18 protein-coding genes and 1 pseudogene are annotated in these 17,243 nt (G+C 47.0%); 14 read left to right on the top strand and 5 right to left on the bottom strand.

Annotated elements, in window-relative coordinates; genetic code table 11:
- The 3 genes and pseudogenes from W01_RS11190 to rpsT all read right to left on the bottom strand — a co-directional run bounded on the left by W01_RS11190 (position 1) and on the right by rpsT (position 3,143).
- A complete protein-coding gene (locus W01_RS11190; protein WP_173055932.1) occupies positions 1-1,179 on the bottom strand; it encodes an aspartate aminotransferase family protein in 1,179 nt (392 codons plus the stop codon).
- A gap of 243 nt (positions 1,180-1,422) precedes the next feature.
- Positions 1,423-2,593: pseudogene (locus W01_RS11195) on the bottom strand (IS4 family transposase).
- A 280-nt stretch (positions 2,594-2,873) separates the two neighbouring features.
- Positions 2,874-3,143 carry a 30S ribosomal protein S20 gene (gene rpsT / locus W01_RS11200; protein ID WP_173054714.1) on the bottom strand — a complete coding sequence of 90 codons (270 nt, stop codon included), beginning with the start codon at positions 3,141-3,143 and terminating at the stop codon, positions 2,874-2,876.
- Between the two features lie 586 nt (positions 3,144-3,729).
- Between rpsT and hisC the strand changes: the two genes are divergently transcribed.
- The 11 genes from hisC (at position 3,730) to tatC (ending at position 10,743) form a co-directional block, all read left to right on the top strand.
- A complete protein-coding gene (hisC, locus tag W01_RS11205; RefSeq protein WP_173054716.1) occupies positions 3,730-4,824 on the top strand; it encodes a histidinol-phosphate transaminase in 1,095 nt (364 codons plus the stop codon).
- 20 nt (positions 4,825-4,844) lie between these two features.
- Positions 4,845-5,432 (top strand): imidazoleglycerol-phosphate dehydratase HisB, encoded by a 588-nt coding sequence (gene hisB / locus W01_RS11210; RefSeq protein ID WP_173054718.1) that lies wholly within the window; start codon positions 4,845-4,847, stop codon positions 5,430-5,432.
- Positions 5,433-5,539: 107 nt separating this feature from the next.
- Positions 5,540-6,175, top strand: a complete 636-nt coding sequence (gene hisH / locus W01_RS11215; protein WP_173054720.1) for an imidazole glycerol phosphate synthase subunit HisH — start codon at positions 5,540-5,542, stop codon at positions 6,173-6,175.
- A 37-nt stretch (positions 6,176-6,212) separates the two neighbouring features.
- Positions 6,213-6,971 carry a 1-(5-phosphoribosyl)-5-[(5-phosphoribosylamino)methylideneamino]imidazole-4-carboxamide isomerase gene (gene hisA, locus W01_RS11220; RefSeq protein WP_173054722.1) on the top strand — a complete coding sequence of 253 codons (759 nt, stop codon included), beginning with the start codon at positions 6,213-6,215 and terminating at the stop codon, positions 6,969-6,971.
- 40 nt (positions 6,972-7,011) lie between these two features.
- Positions 7,012-7,770, top strand: a complete 759-nt coding sequence (gene hisF, locus W01_RS11225) for an imidazole glycerol phosphate synthase subunit HisF (protein ID WP_173054724.1) — start codon at positions 7,012-7,014, stop codon at positions 7,768-7,770.
- Positions 7,767-8,162 (top strand): phosphoribosyl-AMP cyclohydrolase, encoded by a 396-nt coding sequence (hisI, locus tag W01_RS11230; protein ID WP_173054726.1) that lies wholly within the window; start codon positions 7,767-7,769, stop codon positions 8,160-8,162. The genes hisF and hisI overlap by 4 nt, the downstream gene beginning before the upstream one ends.
- 3 nt (positions 8,163-8,165) lie before the next feature.
- The gene (locus W01_RS11235; protein ID WP_173054728.1) at positions 8,166-8,498 is read left to right on the top strand and encodes a phosphoribosyl-ATP diphosphatase; all 333 of its coding nucleotides are present in this window, start codon (positions 8,166-8,168) and stop codon (positions 8,496-8,498) included.
- A 106-nt stretch (positions 8,499-8,604) separates the two neighbouring features.
- A complete protein-coding gene (locus tag W01_RS11240; RefSeq protein ID WP_173054730.1) occupies positions 8,605-8,949 on the top strand; it encodes a histidine triad nucleotide-binding protein in 345 nt (114 codons plus the stop codon).
- Positions 8,950-8,977: 28 nt separating this feature from the next.
- A complete protein-coding gene (gene tatA / locus W01_RS11245; protein ID WP_173054732.1) occupies positions 8,978-9,211 on the top strand; it encodes a Sec-independent protein translocase subunit TatA in 234 nt (77 codons plus the stop codon).
- A 15-nt stretch (positions 9,212-9,226) separates the two neighbouring features.
- Complete coding sequence (tatB, locus tag W01_RS11250; protein ID WP_173054734.1) at positions 9,227-10,003, top strand: Sec-independent protein translocase protein TatB; 777 nt, start codon at positions 9,227-9,229, stop codon at positions 10,001-10,003.
- On the top strand, positions 10,003-10,743 hold the full coding sequence (gene tatC / locus W01_RS11255; RefSeq protein WP_173054736.1) for a twin-arginine translocase subunit TatC: 741 nt from the start codon (positions 10,003-10,005) through the stop codon (positions 10,741-10,743). Before tatB ends, tatC begins: the two co-directional genes overlap by 1 nt.
- Positions 10,744-10,788: 45 nt before the next feature.
- Here tatC and W01_RS11260 read toward each other — a convergent pair whose 3' ends face one another.
- Positions 10,789-11,946 (bottom strand): trypsin-like peptidase domain-containing protein, encoded by a 1,158-nt coding sequence (locus tag W01_RS11260; RefSeq protein WP_173054738.1) that lies wholly within the window; start codon positions 11,944-11,946, stop codon positions 10,789-10,791.
- A gap of 355 nt (positions 11,947-12,301) precedes the next feature.
- Here W01_RS11260 and W01_RS11265 point away from each other — a divergent pair, with 355 nt between their 5' ends.
- On the top strand, positions 12,302-13,048 hold the full coding sequence (locus W01_RS11265) for a Nif3-like dinuclear metal center hexameric protein (RefSeq protein WP_173054740.1): 747 nt from the start codon (positions 12,302-12,304) through the stop codon (positions 13,046-13,048).
- Between the two features lie 7 nt (positions 13,049-13,055).
- Here the strand turns inward: W01_RS11265 and W01_RS11270 are convergent, their stop codons facing one another.
- Positions 13,056-13,688 carry a hypothetical protein gene (locus W01_RS11270; protein ID WP_173054742.1) on the bottom strand — a complete coding sequence of 211 codons (633 nt, stop codon included), beginning with the start codon at positions 13,686-13,688 and terminating at the stop codon, positions 13,056-13,058.
- A gap of 277 nt (positions 13,689-13,965) precedes the next feature.
- Between W01_RS11270 and W01_RS11275 the strand changes: the two genes are divergently transcribed.
- Together W01_RS11275 and gldC are read left to right on the top strand one after the other, a co-directional pair.
- Positions 13,966-16,089: a RelA/SpoT family protein gene (locus W01_RS11275; RefSeq protein WP_173054744.1), complete on the top strand. Its 2,124-nt coding sequence runs from the start codon at positions 13,966-13,968 to the stop codon at positions 16,087-16,089.
- 562 nt (positions 16,090-16,651) lie between these two features.
- The gene (gldC, locus tag W01_RS11280) at positions 16,652-17,008 is read left to right on the top strand and encodes a gliding motility protein GldC (protein ID WP_173054746.1); all 357 of its coding nucleotides are present in this window, start codon (positions 16,652-16,654) and stop codon (positions 17,006-17,008) included.
- Positions 17,009-17,243 lie beyond the last annotated feature (235 nt).

Below are 17,243 nucleotides of genomic sequence, written 5' to 3' on the forward strand. Positions count from 1 at the left end.
TTATGCGCCTTGCGCCAGGAAATCAGTAATAAGCGGGCATAGTTTGTCCAGTAATTGCAGCGCTTCCGCGGAAGTAAATACCATTGCGGGTAGCAGCCGGATAACGTTGTCAGCGGTGACGTTGATTAACAGCCCTTGTGCCAAGGCTTGCTTCACCAGTTCCCCGCAGGGCCTGTTTAATTCAATGCCGATAATCAGCCCCTGTCCCCGAATTTCTACCACGCCAGCCGCTGTGGCCAGGCGGGTGCGTAAACTCTGCTGTAGAAATTCGCCTACTGTAGCGGCATGTGCTACCAGCTGGTCTTCTTCCATTATCGCCAGCGTGGTTAGCACAGCTATACATGCCAATGGGTTGCCGCCGAAAGTAGAGCCATGATTGCCCGGCTTAAAGGTGCCCGTCGCCTTGCCAGCGGCTAGGCAGGCGCCGACAGGAATGCCGGAGCCGACACCTTTTGCTAGTGTCATTACGTCCGGTAGAATGCTCGTATATTGGTGGGCGAACCATTTGCCAGTACGGCCAATACCGCATTGCACTTCATCCAGCATCAACAGCCAGTTGTGTTGGTCACAGATCTTACGTAGTTGCTCGAGATAATGGATATCCAAGGTGCGGATTCCGCCTTCACCTTGAATGGGTTCGATCAGCACCGCTACGACATCGTGGTTGTGTTCGGCGACCTGATGTATGGCATCCAGATCATCATACGGAACGCGCACAAAACCTTTTACGAGCGGCTCGAATCCAGCCTGTACTTTGCGGTTGCCAGTGGCGGATAGTGTGGCTAATGTACGGCCATGGAATGCTTTTTCCATGACGATAATGGCGGGATTATCAATACCTTGCTGATGACCATACAGACGCGCCAACTTGATCGCAGCTTCATTAGCCTCGCAGCCCGAATTGCACAAGAACACCTCTTGCATGTTGGCCAGCGTACATAATTTGTCGGCTACAGCTTCTTGTTCGTTTATTTGATACAAGTTGGAAACGTGTATCAGTTTGCTGATCTGCTCAGTAAGCGCCGCAGTTAAGCGTGGATGGGCATGTCCCAGCGTGTTAACAGCGATACCGGATAGCGCATCAAGGTAGCGTTTGCCATTGCTGTCCCACAGCCAAACACCTTCTCCATGTGTGAAGAAGACTGGCAGGCGAGCGTAGGTGTTCATCAAGTGTGACATATATAGAATGACAGACGGCGGCATGGCCGCCGTATTAAGTTCAGGGAAAGGTCTATATTGAGCTAAATTACCTCAATTGTGCAAGAGGAAAATTTATATTGCACGTTGACGCTGTAAAAAAACTCAAAATTGTGAAAATCACCTTATGAAAAATCAACAAATTACGATACCTGTTTTCGTTGAAAACAGAGTTTTTCTACAGCCTCGTTAATTAATTTAAGGGCATCAGTCACTAGTGTCCGGTTAAGGATCGAATAGATTCAGTTGGTTGCTGAAGCAGCTGTTTTCTGACTGACCGCCGATGCCCTGCAAGGCTTGTTGAATGGGCATTTTCTCGAACAGCGTGACCGACAGAATCTGTAACAAAGTGTAGAGCGAAGCGTCCAGATTGAGACGCTTCTTGATGATAGCGACGAGCACATAAACCGAAACGGCGATCCAGATTTTCGATTTCACCGCATTCTCTGATGTGCCATAGAAACATTGGATACGAAGATGCTGCTTCACCCACTTGAAGAACAACTCCACCTGCCAGCGGCTCTTGTAGAGCGCGCAGATCGTTGCCGCTGGCAACGGTAAAGTTGTTGGTCAGAAACACCAGCGTCTTGCCCGTTTCTGGGTCTTTGAATCGAATGCGCCGCAACGGCTCTGGGTAATCCTGTTGAGTGTAAAACCCATCGAGCGCAATCGTCTGATCGCAGATGATGCCCAAGCTTCGGTCCGTCCTGGCGGAATACATCCGGTGTGCATCGAGATTCGACCTGGCGCGCGTCACGAAGAAAGCCCCCGCCAAGTGCAGTCGATGCAGACGCACGAAATCGACGTAGGCTCGATCCATGACATAGATAGCGCCCGCTTCTGGAATCAACAAATCGAGCGCTCGCACGTCGTGCATCTTGCCATCGGAGACATGAATGAAGCTGGGAATGCTGCCACGCAAATCTAGCAGCATAGGCATCTTCACCGCTGCCTTGGTGGTTTGGAAATGCGCCCATGGAAACACCGACAAGCACAGATCGATGGTGGTCGAATCCAGCGCGTACACTGTGTTGGTCAAATCCAGCCCCAAGTCTTCGCTGGTGTAAAGCGTTCGGGCTTGAGCAATCAAGCGATGAGCGAATTCGGCGTAGATATGCCAGTCGCGCAGTTCGTTGGCGTCGGCCAATGTGGAACGCGACACCGCATTTCTGATGCCCATGTGATAAAGCCTGGCGGACTGCGCCGAGAGGCAGGCTTCGATGTCGCGTAAACTCTCGCGGTAGGTGAGTGGCGCGAAAGCCAGAATGCGGAAGTGTTCGGCACAGGTCAGCGTCCTGACGCGATGATCGCCACCATGCCGAGCAACGATGCGGTAAAAGGTCTTCCACGGAAGGAAATCCATCACTTGGGCGAACAAGGGCTTGCCAACGTACATCGCAATCTCCAACAGCAGAAAAACTGGGAGACTGCACGAAGGTGGGCTCGCCGTTCAAGTCGGAGACACCCTCAAAACCGCTGTATGCTGCATAAAATAAGAATTCCAGAGTCATGGGGTCGTTTTTAACCGGACACTAGTGATATTACTTATGCAATTAAAATTGCTAGTATGTGCAGGGCAGATTGGATATTCGTTGAAGGTGATGGTTCATGATTTTGGCGAGCTAAAACACAAAGCCGACAGCATATGCTGTCGGCTTATTTGGGAGTGCGTGCAGTTATGCTTGAGCCATTGCTTTGATGGCAGCAGATAAACGGCTCTTATGACGTGCAGCTTTATTTTTGTGAATGATCTTTTTGTCGGCAATAGAATCCACGATACTAGTGGATTCGATGAAAACGGCTTGTGCCACAGCTTTGTCGCCAACTTTAATAGCTTTAGCCACTTTTTTAATGGCAGTGCGCAGTTTAGAGCGCAGACTCGTGTTATGTTCGCGTTGTTTGTTTGCTTGTCGCGCGCGTTTTCTAGCTTGTGCAGTGTTTGCCATGGCAACTCCTTGAGAATTTCTCTTGCGATAAAAAGATGAATTATACGAAGGCTTGTCAACTTTAGCAATTGTTTGTTTTTTCTGTGCTGTGAGGTAAGTAGGCTATCTAGACTTGTAGTACCTGACTGCTCGGCTTTACTTAAGGAGACGCTGATTAATTCAAAATTTTTCGGAATTACGTGCGTAACCAATTGATTTTTAAATTTGTTAAATTTTGTTAAATTTTGAAACGCGAGTTAATCAGCGCTTCCTTAAGTCCTAAGAAACGGTAGAAATAAACTAAGCGAAATTGCTACAGGAGGCTTGGGAAATGGGATCTGAAGAAGGTTATGCAGACAGTACTTGTGAACAATTTGAGCGCACAGCATGTCGTTTGAGAAGTGTCAGCTGAAAATTCCGGCACATCAGCATTATTGCCATCGGACGAATGGTTGCGGGCTATTTTAGCTTTGACTGCGGTTGTGCCCGTCATGGCGTGGCTTGAAGCGCTGGCTTGAGCAAAAATATTGCACTGTCATAAGAAATTTGAACAGAATCTAGCGCGATTTTAGGATAAGATATTGCTGTCTAACAGCGTTGATAATCCATGTCTTCTACCAATTTTGGCGTAATACCTGAAAGCTTGCTCCGTCAAGAAATACTCGATTTGAAAGCTTACCCTGTGCCCAACAGCACTGGCATGGTCAAACTGGATGCGATGGAGAACCCTTATCCATTGCCACAGTCATTGCGCGAGGAAATCGCCTGCCTGGTGGCGGACGCCGCTATCAACCGATACCCTGATGCCGATGCTCAGCGATTAAAGGCCTGCATCCGCGCTGTGACCGGTTTGCCGCAGAGTTTGGATATGTTGCTTGGAAATGGGTCGGATGAGATTATTCAGTTGTTAGCGCTTGCGGTCGCTAAGCCGAATGCCACATTATTGAGCGTCGAGCCATCATTTGTGATGTATAAAATGATTGCGGCATTCACTGGAATGCAGTATGTCGGTGTGCCGCTGACAGAAGATTTTGCGCTGGACTTGCCTGCCATGCTGACTGTCATGCAACACCGTCAGCCTGCGCTAGTGTTTTTGTCCTATCCAAATAATCCCACTGGCAATCTGTTTGATGCGGAAGCTATCGCTCAAATTATTGAAGCTGCCCCTGGTTTGGTGGTAGTGGATGAAGCTTATTATGCTTTTGCCAATGCTAGTTTTATGCCCATGCTGACACGTTATCCAAATCTGTTGGTGATGCGCACATTCTCCAAGCTTGGCATGGCTGGTTTGCGCTTGGGGTTTATGGTGGGTAGCAAGGCGTGGCTAGCGCAGTTAGAAAAGCTCCGTTTGCCGTATAATGTGGGTGTGTTGACGCAACAGGTGGCGGAAAAATTGTTGCAGCATCACGACGTGTTGTTGCGGCAGGCTGAGCAGATCAAACAGGATCGTGCTTGGTTATATGAACGGCTGGTGGGGGTAGCGGATGTACGGCCTTATGTGAGTGATGCCAATTTCATCTTATTCCGTGTGATGCATGCTGATAAGATTTTTCAGGGGCTGAAAAAACGGGGGGTGTTAATTAAGAATTTGAGCAAATCCCACCCAATGTTGATTGATTGTCTACGCGTTACGGTGGGCACTCCGCAAGAGAATGAACAGTTCATACGGGCATTGCAGGAAAGTATTCATCAATTTGTTTAGGCTGCCCATTAGGAAAAATTATGCGTAGTGCGCAAGTTACTCGTAACACCCTGGAAACTCAGATCACTATCAAGCTGGACTTAGATGGTAGCGGTAAGGTCAAATTCGATACCGGTTTGCCTTTTCTCGAGCATATGCTCGATCAAGTTGCACGTCATGGTATGGTTGATTTGGACATCGTCGCTAAGGGTGATCTTCATATTGATGCGCATCACACTGTCGAAGATATCGGCATTACTCTTGGTCAAGCGTTTAGCCAAGCGGTAGAAGACAAAAAGGGATTGCGTCGGTACGGTCATGCTTATGTCCCATTAGATGAGGCGCTGTCGCGCGTAGTGCTGGATATTTCCGGCCGCCCCGGTTTGGTGTTCAATGTGAATTTTGTGCGTTCCAATATAGGTGAGTTTGATGTGGATTTGGTTCATGAGTTTTTCCAAGGCTTTGTCAATCATGCGCTGGTGACATTGCACATCGACAATCTGGTTGGTAAAAATGCTCACCATCAGGCGGAAACTGTGTTCAAGGCATTCGGCCGTGCCTTGCGCATGGCGCTGGAAGTTGACCCACGTATGGCAGGCATGATGCCCTCCACAAAGGGTACATTGTAAAAATTCTCAAGGCGCTTAAATAAACAAAGTAATAAATGAGATAATGTGTTCAATAGAATTGAGCACCACATGTTGTGGATTTAGATTTATAAAAATCACGTATAGCTATGGTAGATATTGCGATAATTGATTACGGCATGGGCAATCTACGCTCCGTGCATCAAGCATTGCGCACCATTGCGCCAACTGCGTCCATTGTGGTGACTGACGACCCGCAAGAAGTTTTACAGGCGGCGCGTGTGGTTTTTCCTGGCCAAGGTGCGATGCCGGACTGTATTCGCGAGTTAGAGACGCGCGGGTTGCGAGCGGCAGTACTGCAGGCGGCGCGGACCAAGCCTTTTCTCGGTATTTGTATCGGCCTGCAAATGCTGTTTGAGCACAGTGAGGAAGGCGATATTCCGGGATTGTCCATTTTGCCGGGCAGAGTAGTGCGCTTCGCCAGCAATTTGTGCGATGCGCAGAATAATAAGTTGAAGGTGCCGCATATGGGTTGGAATGAAGTGCACCATGCCAACCATCCGCTATGGGAAGGTATAGATCAGAACGCGCGCTTTTATTTTGTGCACAGTTATTATGTATGTCCCCAGGATGCACAGTTTGTGCAGGCCACTAGTTGCTATCCACAACCGTTTATTTGTGCCGTGGCGCGTGATAACTTATTTGCCGTGCAGTTTCATCCAGAGAAAAGTCAGGGTGCCGGACTGATGTTGCTGAAAAACTTTGTGAATTGGGTACCGGTTTAATTTTTTATTTTTGTTCATCTTGTTAGATAGTGCTGCCATGTTGATTATTCCTGCGATTGATTTAAAAGATGGACATTGCGTACGCTTGCGCCAAGGGATGATGGAAGACGCCACGGTGTTTTCTGAAGATCCTGCAGCGATGGCGCTACATTGGTTAAACCAAGGCGCGCGTCGCCTGCACTTGGTTGATCTGAACGGCGCTTTTGCCGGCAGACCTAAGAACGAGGCAGCTGTACGCAGCATCGTGGAAGCGGTTGGGTTGGATGTGCCAATTCAGTTAGGGGGTGGTATTCGCGATCTAGAAATCATAGAACGCTACCTCGATATTGGAGTCACTTATGTCATTATAGGTACTGCAGCGGTGAAGACTCCGGGTTTTCTGCATGAAGCCTGCGATGCTTTCCCAGGTCACATCATGGTAGGGCTCGATGCTAATGCTGGTAAAGTGGCGGTGGACGGCTGGTCTAAGGTGACTGGGCATGATGTGCTGGATTTGGCTAAGCGTTTTGAAGGTTATGGCATTGAAGCGATCATTTACACTGACATCGGACGTGATGGTATGTTATCTGGCGTAAATATTCCCGCGACTGTGGAGTTGGCGCGTGAACTTACTGTCCCGGTCATTGCCAGCGGTGGCATTACTAACCTTGATGATGTGCATGCGCTGTGCGCGGTACAGGACAATGGCATTGCTGGCGCGATAACTGGCCGGGCTATCTATGAAGAGACTTTGAACTTTGCTGCGGCACAAAAATTGGCGGATACATTAACTACTAATAGAAATGTGAAGCGCTAAGCTTTGAGATTTCTATTCTCTATACATTCACTTAAATAATATGCTAGCCAAACGTATCATTCCTTGTCTAGACGTAACCGCTGGTCGCGTGGTCAAGGGAGTCCACTTTGTTGAGTTGCGTGATGCAGGCGACCCGGTAGAAATCGCGCGCCGATACGACGAGCAGGGCGCAGATGAGTTAACCTTTCTTGACATCACAGCCAGTTCTGATGACCGTGGTATTTTGTTTCGTATTATTGAGCAGGTGGCCGAGCAGGTTTTTATTCCCCTTACTGTGGGTGGCGGTGTGCGCCAAGTGGAAGATGTGCGTAACCTGCTTAATGCGGGTGCTGATAAGGTAAGTATTAACACGTCTGCCGTGCTAAACCCGCAGCTGGTGGCGGACGTGGCAGGGCACTATGGTTCACAATGTATCGTAGTGGCAATAGATGCCAAACAGATACAGTCTGGTCGTTGGGAGGTATTCACCCATGGCGGACGCCGGGCTACCGGTCTCGGTGTGGTGGAATGGGCTAAAAAGATGCAGGCACTGGGCGCGGGAGAAATTCTGCTCACCAGTATGGATCGTGACGGCAGCAAAATTGGTTATGACTTACAGCTTATTCGCGCAGTGACGGATGCGCTGGAAATCCCTCTCATTGCCAGTGGCGGTGCGGGTACTCTCCAGCATTTGGTGGACGGTGTGAAGTTGGGCGGCGCGGATGCGGTGTTGGCGGCCAGTATTTTTCACTATGGTGAATACACGATCCAACAGGCTAAGCAATATATGGCACAACAAAGTATTGAGGTGCGGTTATGAGCGACCCTTGGTTGAATAAAATAAGCTGGGCAGCAGATGGATTAGTGCCAGTTATCACACAGGATTCAAGTACAGGTTGTGTGCTGATGATGGCGTGGATGAACCGCGAGGCCTTTAAGCGTACCGTCCAGTCGGGCGAGGCAACATATTGGTCGCGCTCGCGTAAAAAGCTGTGGCATAAGGGCGAAGAGTCCGGCAATATTCAGAGGGTGCAGGAAATTCGTCTCGATTGCGATGGTGATGTGGTTTTATTGAAAGTGGAGCAGGCTGGTGGAATCGCTTGTCATACCGGACGAGCCAGTTGCTTCTTTAGTCGTCTGGAAAAAAATAGGTGGGTGGAAATCGACCCGGTACTTAAAGCGCCTGACGAAATTTATCAGAAGAAACCCTAAGTAATGAAAAACGACATTCTGCAACAATTGACGGAAACAATAGTGGCGCGCAAAGGTGCAGCAGTTGAAAGCTCATATGTAGCCAAATTGTTTAGCAAAGGTGAAGATGCCATCCTGAAAAAAATCGGCGAAGAAGCCACTGAAGTACTGCTGGCCGCTAAAAGCGGTGATAAACAACATTTGATATACGAAACCGCTGATCTGTGGTTTCATTGTATGGTATTGCTGACGCAACATGGCTTGAGCGCAAGCGATGTACTGCAAGAGCTGGCGCAACGGGTAGGGGTTTCCGGGCTTGATGAGAAGGCCGGTCGTAAGAGTGGCGACGTCTCTTAAGATTTTACTTTTCATTACCAGCAAGGAATTTACTGGTATGGCAAGTGTCTACTGGTTTTTTACATCTGGTTATTTAGGATCTTGGGGTGAGGTCTAGGAGGCAAAAGTGGATAACTGTATTTTTTGCAACATAGTTGGCGGTGATATCCCTTGCCGAAAGGTGTATGATGACGATGATTTACTTGCCTTTCATGACATTCACCCGGTTGCGGAGGTGCATATCATACTGATTCCCAAGTTACACTTGGCATCACTGATGGATGCTAATGACAGTCATATGGCGCTACTGGGAAAAATGTTATTGTTGACGTCTAAATTGGCAAAAGAGCAGGGATTGAATAACGGCTTTCGCACGGTGATAAACACTGGGAAGGGTGGAGGGCAAGAAGTGTTTCACCTGCATATTCATATTATTGGCGGCAATATTCCACCAATGGTGCGGCGGGATTAGCGCCACTTAAACTTTAGGAGAAATAAAAATGGGTTCATTCAGTATCTGGCACTGGTTGATTGTATTATTGGTTGTCATTCTTATATTCGGTACCAAGAAATTGCGCAATATGGGTAGCGATTTAGGAGGTGCGATGAAGGGTTTTAAGGAAGGTATGCGATCAGAGCCAGAAGTGTCTAAAGATGATATTCACAAGCAAGTGGAGCAGGGTGGTCAGACCATCGAAGGCGAAGTCAAAGACAAGAGTCATACCAACGCATAGATTGGTTTAGTAGCCATGTTTGACGTCAATTTCTCCGAGATGATGGTGATTGCGGTGGTTGCTTTCATCGTTATTGGCCCTGAACGTCTACCCAAGGTAGCGCGTACCCTTGGTCATTTGTTGGGCCGTGGGCAACGCTACATTAGCGGCGTTAAAGCTGACATCGCGCGAGACATAGGAATTGAGGAATTGCGTCAGTTGCAGGAAAAGGTGCAAAAGGAATACAAGAGTGCCGAAGAGGCAGTGAATCAAGTTACGCAAACCCTTAACCTGCATGCGCAAGAAGTTACGCAGTCACTCAATCAGCAAGTGGAGCAGGCTAGGGAGAGCATTAATCAACAATCGCAATTGAATTCTGAGGTGCAATCATCCGCCGTGCAACAGAGTACTTCGGAGCAGAAAAATTTCCCTAAGGCTAGCGAAAGAGATAAGGGCGCATCACTATTGAGTAAACAGAGTGACGGTAATATCGAAGGTTCAGTGCGAGCAAGTGGTGAGAGCTCGGCAGATGAGCTTGAATTTAAAAAGCTTTCATCAGCGTATCAAGAGGCGACACGTAATTTATATGCTCAACAAGAGGCGGCACGCAATTTGCATATTCAGGAGGAAAAATTACGTCAGTTGAGGCAAAAAACAGATCAGCAAGCTAGTATTAACGATCAGACGGTACCGCAGGATCAATTAGTGCAGCAACCTCATAGTGCCGTATCTCAATCAAAACAAGCCAACGTGCAGCAGGCACAGCCCACGTTTCAGATTATTCCCGAGCAAAAAAGATTTCCTATTGATTAATGAGTACTAGCGAAAGCTTCATTTCCCACCTGCTTGAATTGCGCACTCGCCTTCTATATGCTTTTGGAGGGCTGTTGTTGGTATTTATATGCCTTGTTCCGTGGGCAGGTGATCTTTATGCCCTACTGGCGGAACCTATGCTCGCTAAGTTGCCAAAAGGCGGGCAGATGATCGCTATTGATGTTATCACTCCATTTTTTGTGCCAATTAAAGTGGCGATGATGGCTGCATTCCTGATTGCATTACCCTATATATTGTACCAAGCTTGGCTTTTCGTCGCGCCCGGCATGCATGCACATGAAAAACGCTTAATGTTGCCGCTCGTTACGGCTAGTGTAGTGTTGTTTTTTTTCGGCATGGCATTTGCATATTTCGTGGTGTTTCCTGTGGTATTTGGTTTTTTCAGCGGTGCAGCGCCTCAGGGCGTCGCAGTGATGACCGACATTGACAAATACCTGAGTTTCGTAATGGGGATGTTCCTTGCTTTTGGAACTACCTTCGAAGTGCCGGTGGCAGTGGTGGTGTTGGTTAAAATGGATGTAGTAACTATCGCCAAACTTAAGGAAGTTCGACCTTATGTTATTGTCGGAGCGTTTATTCTCGGTGCGCTTCTTACCCCCCCGGACGTGGTGTCGCAGTTTATGCTCGCCATACCATTGTGGCTATTGTATGAAGTGGGCATTGTGGTGGCGGGGTGGATGATGAAAGACTCGACAGAGGTTGAAACGAAAAACGGATAACCATCCCTTTTATTTCAACTTCTAGTCTGAAGCTTTTCTGAAGCTTTATTCCAGTTTTTTCGGCCTAGGCCGCTTACCGACCTTAACTTCCACTACTACTTCACGCTGATTGCGCACCAGTTTGAATACGACAACTTTGCCGGGTGGCAAACTCGAAATGGTTTCCAGCATAGAGCTTGAATCTGTTAGCAGCTGTTTATTGTCTATCATGGTGAGAATGTCGCCAGCATGCACCCCAGCTTGGTCCGCTGGACTGCCGCGCACCACTTCCGAAATTAGCACTCCCTGTATATTGCCGAGGTTAAACGATTCCGCTAGTTTTGGAGTGAGCTCTTGCACGGCTACGCCGACCCAGCCGCGTGTGACCGAGCCACTTTGGATAATCTGCTCCATAACTTTTTTTGCGGTGCTGACAGGAATAGCGAAACCGATACCGAGTGAGCCCCCATTGGGCGAGTAAATCGCACTGTTGATGCCAATCAAGTTGCCGTTTACATCTACCAGCGCGCCGCCTGAGTTGCCTGGGTTAATTGCTGCGTCAGTCTGAATGAAGTTTTCGAAAGTGTTTAGACCGAGGTGATTGCGTTTTACGGCACTGACAATACCCATAGTCACCGTTTGCCCCACGCCGAACGGGTTGCCGATGGCTAACACGATGTCGCCTACTTGCGCTTGATCCGGGCGGCTAAAGGTGATGGCCGGGATGGTGCCAGGCAGGTCGATTTTGATGACGGCAAGATCGGATTCTGGATCGGAACCAATAATGCGTCCTTTGGCCTTGCGTCCATCGGCCAGAGCCACTTCGATCTGGTCGGCAGCTTCAACCACATGATGATTGGTAAGGATGTAACCGTCATGGCTGATGATGACGCCAGAGCCTAAGTTAGAACCGCGTTGTGGAGAATTATCGAATTCTTCGCCAAAAAAGAAATGGAAGCGTGGATCATCCATGAATGGATGCCTGGGTTTCTTTATTTCGGTGCTGGTAAAAATATTAACCACGGTGGGCATAACTTTGCGCGCCGCAGCGCTGAAGCCTGCTGCAGGAATTTGGCTGGTGCTAGTGTTTACGTTTTCATGTAGCGTGACGATGCCGTTACGTGTAGCAGAGGATAGTAGACTGGGTTTCAGGGTGTTGATAACAAATAATATAGCCAGCCCGACAGTGGTAGCTTGTGCGAATAAAAGCCAGAATTTACGCATGATATGATTGTTTTATGTTGTTCGCAGATCTATTTATCTAACCCGAATGTTTCATAACTTCGTGTGATGATCTGCTAAGATTGATGGGTCTGAGAAAATACGTCGCATCCTGCGATGCTATACTTGTGTGTTGAGCAATTATATATACGATCGGTGTAATTATTTAGGTATGCTAAATTTTGGTGGTAAATAAAAAAAGTAATGTGCACATAAGCGAATAAAAAGTATAACGTAATTTTTAATTTTACAATTTAACTTGTTATATCACTGCTTCTGTATACAAACAGAGGGAGATTTAGTTTTTAGTGTGGCTGATTTAAAGTAGAATCGAAACAATTAATTTAAAAATAACATCATGTTGCTGAATGAGTTGCGCGATTATATCGCAAGCCTGCTGGAGCCTGACCGTTTTCGTGATTATTGTCCAAATGGCATGCAAGTGGAAGGTAGGGTAGAAGTCCGCCGCATCGCCAGTGGTGTAACGGCCTCTCAACGTTTACTGAAAGCAGCCACTGCATGGAATGCAGATGCCATCCTGGTTCATCATGGTTATTTTTGGCGTAATGAAGATGCTGCTATAACTGGAATTAAGAAACAACGTATTGCACATTTGCTTCAGCATGATGTTAGTTTGCTGGCTTATCACCTGCCGTTGGATGCGCACGCTGAACTTGGCAACAATGCGCAACTCGGTCAACGTTTGGGTTTCATGGAGCATGGGCGCTTCGGTGAGCAAGACATTGCTTGTTATGGGGAGTTGGTACAAGCACAAACATTGGCACAACTGACGCGGAAAATTGCGCACAGCTTACAGCGTACGCCGCTAGTGATAGGTGAAGACGACCCTACTATCCGCCGGATCGCTTGGTGTACCGGTGCGGCGCAAGGCTATTTCGAAGCGGCAATCGCGTTGGGCGTGGATGCCTTTCTCACCGGCGAAATTTCCGAGCAGAATGTCCATGTGGCGCAAGAAACGGGAGTGACATTTATTGCGGCTGGCCATCACGCCACTGAGCGCTATGGTGTCCAGGCTTTGGGTGCGCACCTCGCCGAGCATTTTGGTATAGAACACCAATTTTTCGATCTAGAAAATCCGGTTTAAAGGCATATTAACGCTCGATGTTTACACGCAATTTGTCGAGTGAAACCACTGAAATTGCAACGTTTCTTGAAGACTCACGTAGAGCGGTATTGGCGAAATGCAAAGCATCGCGATGCGTCACCAACAGGTTTTGTATTAGACCTGCGGCTTCATTTAGCAGTGCATCCGCAGTGGTGGAAAAACGTAGAAGGAAATCCATGTTGCGTGGGTAATAAGACGTCCATTGCCAAGCCAGGAAACTTTCATTGCTCTTAAAGCCTGCCTCTTGAAAAGTATTATGTAGTGTTTTAATGGCGCTCAACTGTTTTTGTTCGAGTGTAGGCACCGCACTCCACATCAGTCCATAGTAAATACGTAGGGTGTCGCCCAGGTATTGTTGTTCCAGCATAGGACGTAAGTAGAGTTTTTGTTCTGTTTCAGGTTGCAGATACAGTCCAACTAAACATTCAGTTGCGTTGCGATCTTCGGTAGTTAATATGCGCCACTTAGACGTATTTGCTACGATACGTTCGCTTAATGCCAGCCAGAAGTCATTGTTCAACTTCTGTCGTGTTCCATCCACTTGATTTGCCACACTAAGCGCCAAAGGCAGGTTTTCTTTTTGGGCGAAAAAATTCAGCACAGCTTGTTCTTCGTTCATCTACCCATCCTTTGAATTAGAAATAAAATTTATATGGATTAATCATTATCCTAAATAATTATAATTAGTCTTGCTATTTTTTATGTAAAGTTTTAGTTACTGATCTAAAAATAGACAGTTTATAAATTGAATATTCGTTCCATACAGTTTTTATATCTGAATCTGGTTATTTTTATTTAAGAAAATTTTTCTAAATCAAGTACACAGTTGGAATAAATACTTTCGCAGGCAATCTGCGCAGCAGATGCTCGCAAATCTAAATTTTAGAGGTGCATATATGTCCGACGCTGAAATGCTCCTGCAGGAGGTTTCCACTTACTTGAAGTCCAAGGATGTCGAACATATCCGGCAGGCACTTAAATTTAGTGGTCAAGCACACGAAGGTCAACTACGTAAGTCCGGTGAGCCCTATATTTCGCATCCCATTGCCGTCGCTCGAATTCTTACCCCGCTGCACCTCGATGCACAAGCCATCATGGCGGCATTGCTGCATGACGTGGTGGAAGACACTCATATTAGCAATGAAGAAGTAGCCAATATATTCGGCAAATCGGTGGCTGAATTAGTTGATGGTTTGAGTAAGCTTGACAAGATTGAATTTCAGACCAAGGAGGATGCACAGGCGGAAAATTTCCGCAAAATGCTGCTGGCGATGGCGCGTGATGTACGCGTCATCCTGATTAAATTGGCTGATCGCCTGCACAACATGCGCACGCTAAAATCGATGTCGCGTGAAAAGTGCGAACGCATTGCGCGTGAGACCATGGAAATTTACGCGCCTATTGCCAATCGCCTGGGCCTTAATGTCATCTACCAGGAATTGGAAGATTTGGGTTTTAAGCACCTATACCCCAAGCGCTATGAAGTTTTGTCTAAGGCTCTTAAAGTCGCACGCGGTAATCGTCGTGAGGTTGTAGGCAAAATCCAGGAAGCCATTCGTCAGCGCTTGGAAGAGCATCACCTCACTGCCCAAATACAAGGGCGCGAAAAACATCTATATGGCATCTACCAGAAAATGCAGGCAAAATCGTTAGCCTTCGCCCAAGTACAGGATATTTATGGTTTCCGCGTGATGGTGGATGATGTACCCTCCTGCTATTTGGCGCTGGGATTGCTACATGCGCTATATAAACCGATTCCCGGCAAGTTTAAAGATTACATTGCTATCCCTAAGGCGAACGCTTATCAGTCGTTGCATACCACACTGTTTGGGCCATATGGAACTCCTATCGAAGTGCAGATTCGTACTCAGGAAATGCACAAAATCGCTGAGGCTGGTGTCGCCTCGCACTGGCTATACAAGACCGCGCAGACATCATTCAATGATTTGCATAAAAAGACTCACCAGTGGTTGCAAAGTTTATTGGAAAGCTTAAGCCAGAGTGGCGATTCGATGGAGTTTCTTGAACACCTGAAGGTTGATCTATTCCCGGATGAAGTTTACGTGTTTACTCCTAAAGGAAAAATTCTTGCGCTGCCACGTGGCGCAACGGCTGTGGACTTTGCTTATAGTGTGCATACCGACATCGGCAATCGCTGTGTGGCTGTCAAAGTAAATTTTGAGCTAGCACCATTACGTGTCGAGATGAAAAATGGTGATCGTGTGGAGATCATCACCGCGACGCATGCTCACCCTAATCCTGCATGGCTCGGCTATGTAGTCACCAGCAAGGCACGCAGTCAGATTCGACATGCTCTTAAAACGATGCACTTTGACGAATCCTCTGCACTGGGAGAGCGTCTTCTGAACCAAGCTCTATCTTCACTGGGTCTTAAGAAACAGGATATTGAAAACAGCCATTGGGAAAAGTTGCTTAAGGATACCGGGGTAAAATCGCGCGAAGAAATTTTCGCTGATATTGCTTTGGGGCGTCGTCTCAACATGGTTATTGCGCGCCAACTTGCGCGTATCGGAGAGGAGGCCGGTACACAAGAACATCCCGCACTCAGCGGCGTAATCACTATCCTTGGCACGGAAGGTATGGCAGTACAGTTTGCTAAATGCTGTCGCCCCATTCCAGGGGATCCTATCATCGGCATTATCAAAAAAGGCCAAGGATTGGTCGTTCATACACATGACTGCCCAGTGTTATGCAAGGGGCGCGGCGGCATGGACAAATGGCTGGATGTGGTGTGGGACAAACACATCAACAGACCCTTTGAGGTGAGCATTAAGTTAATCGTAGCCAATCAGCGTGGGGTTCTGGCAAAGGTAGCAGCAGCGATTGCCGAAGCCGAATCCAACATTGAAAACGTTCACTTCACCAACGAAGGTAATTACACTACGTTATATTTTACCTTGCAGGTGGGCAACCGCATACACTTGGCCAACGTGATGCGTGGTCTGCGCGGGATATCCGAGGTAATACGCATTACCAGGATCAAGAGCATACCTGTCTAAGGGTACTTTCACTTCAATCAATCTTGTTGTGAGTATATTTCTTGCGAGATTTATCCCATACATGTTCGACCGAGTTGAGGTAAGGTGCATAAGGTGGCCAGGGCAGTAATTTCATGTTTCGTGGCGGCTTGAGAGATTGCTTGTGCTGAGCATCATGACGATCTTTTATTTTAGTGGCGTGCATCTATCTCTTGCAGAAATAGTTGCTCTCAAGTTTCAAAGTTAAATTTTGAGGCGTAAAACAGGCTGGCATAAGGGGCTACGAACCCGGATATGACCATACGGGACGGGGCAACTCAGCACATGTATAATCTGGCCTATGCAGTGATCGAATATCAGGTACGCGACTGATTCTCCATCATATATTTTATGATTTCGCAACTGGAAGGTAGGTATCCGACGTCAAAACAATCTGGCTATTCCGGGATTAATTTAAAGAGCAATTGTATGAATTCCAATTAGTGAGTAACACTACCTTAGCAGGGTATTGGGCTTAGGATTTTGTTGCAATTGTCCGAAAATTTCCCACTGACCTTCGACGACGTTTTTAAATCCATGCCAAATGAAAAAATCTGAAATTAAATTTATCATTACTCTCGATGACAAAAAAATACCCGAAAAAATAGAGTGGGACGCATCTGTTATTCAGGAACAAACTACGGCTGCCAATGCAGTAATGATTGCTCTATGGGATGCCAAGGAGAAAAATACGCTGCGTATTGATTTATGGACCAAAAGCATGATGAAAGAGGATATGAAAAAATTTTATCATCAAAGTTTCTTATGCATGGCAGATAATTTTGAACGTGCTACCGGAGATGTGGAAACCTCGCGAGCGATGCAAAATTTTGCCCAGACGCTGGGAGAAAAAATGAATCTGGTAATGGAAAATAAATTTGTTGCTTTAAAAAATAATTAAACCAATCAAAGTTAGCATTGCACTTTAAACACATCAATAACCCCGCACTATTACTTCAGGGACTGTTACATATTGCGCCTGAATTCCTGCATGCATAATATTTTTTATATTTCATTTTTTAAGTTAAGCTTATGAGCTTTTTCTTGTACACCTATGTTCTCAATTTCACCAGTTTTGTGCTCTATGCATAATGGCCTGATGCATACTTCGAGAGGACAGGAAATGCCGTACAAGA

The organism is Candidatus Nitrotoga sp. AM1P (genome assembly GCF_013168275.1).
Classification (GTDB): Bacteria; Pseudomonadota; Gammaproteobacteria; order Burkholderiales; family Gallionellaceae; genus Nitrotoga.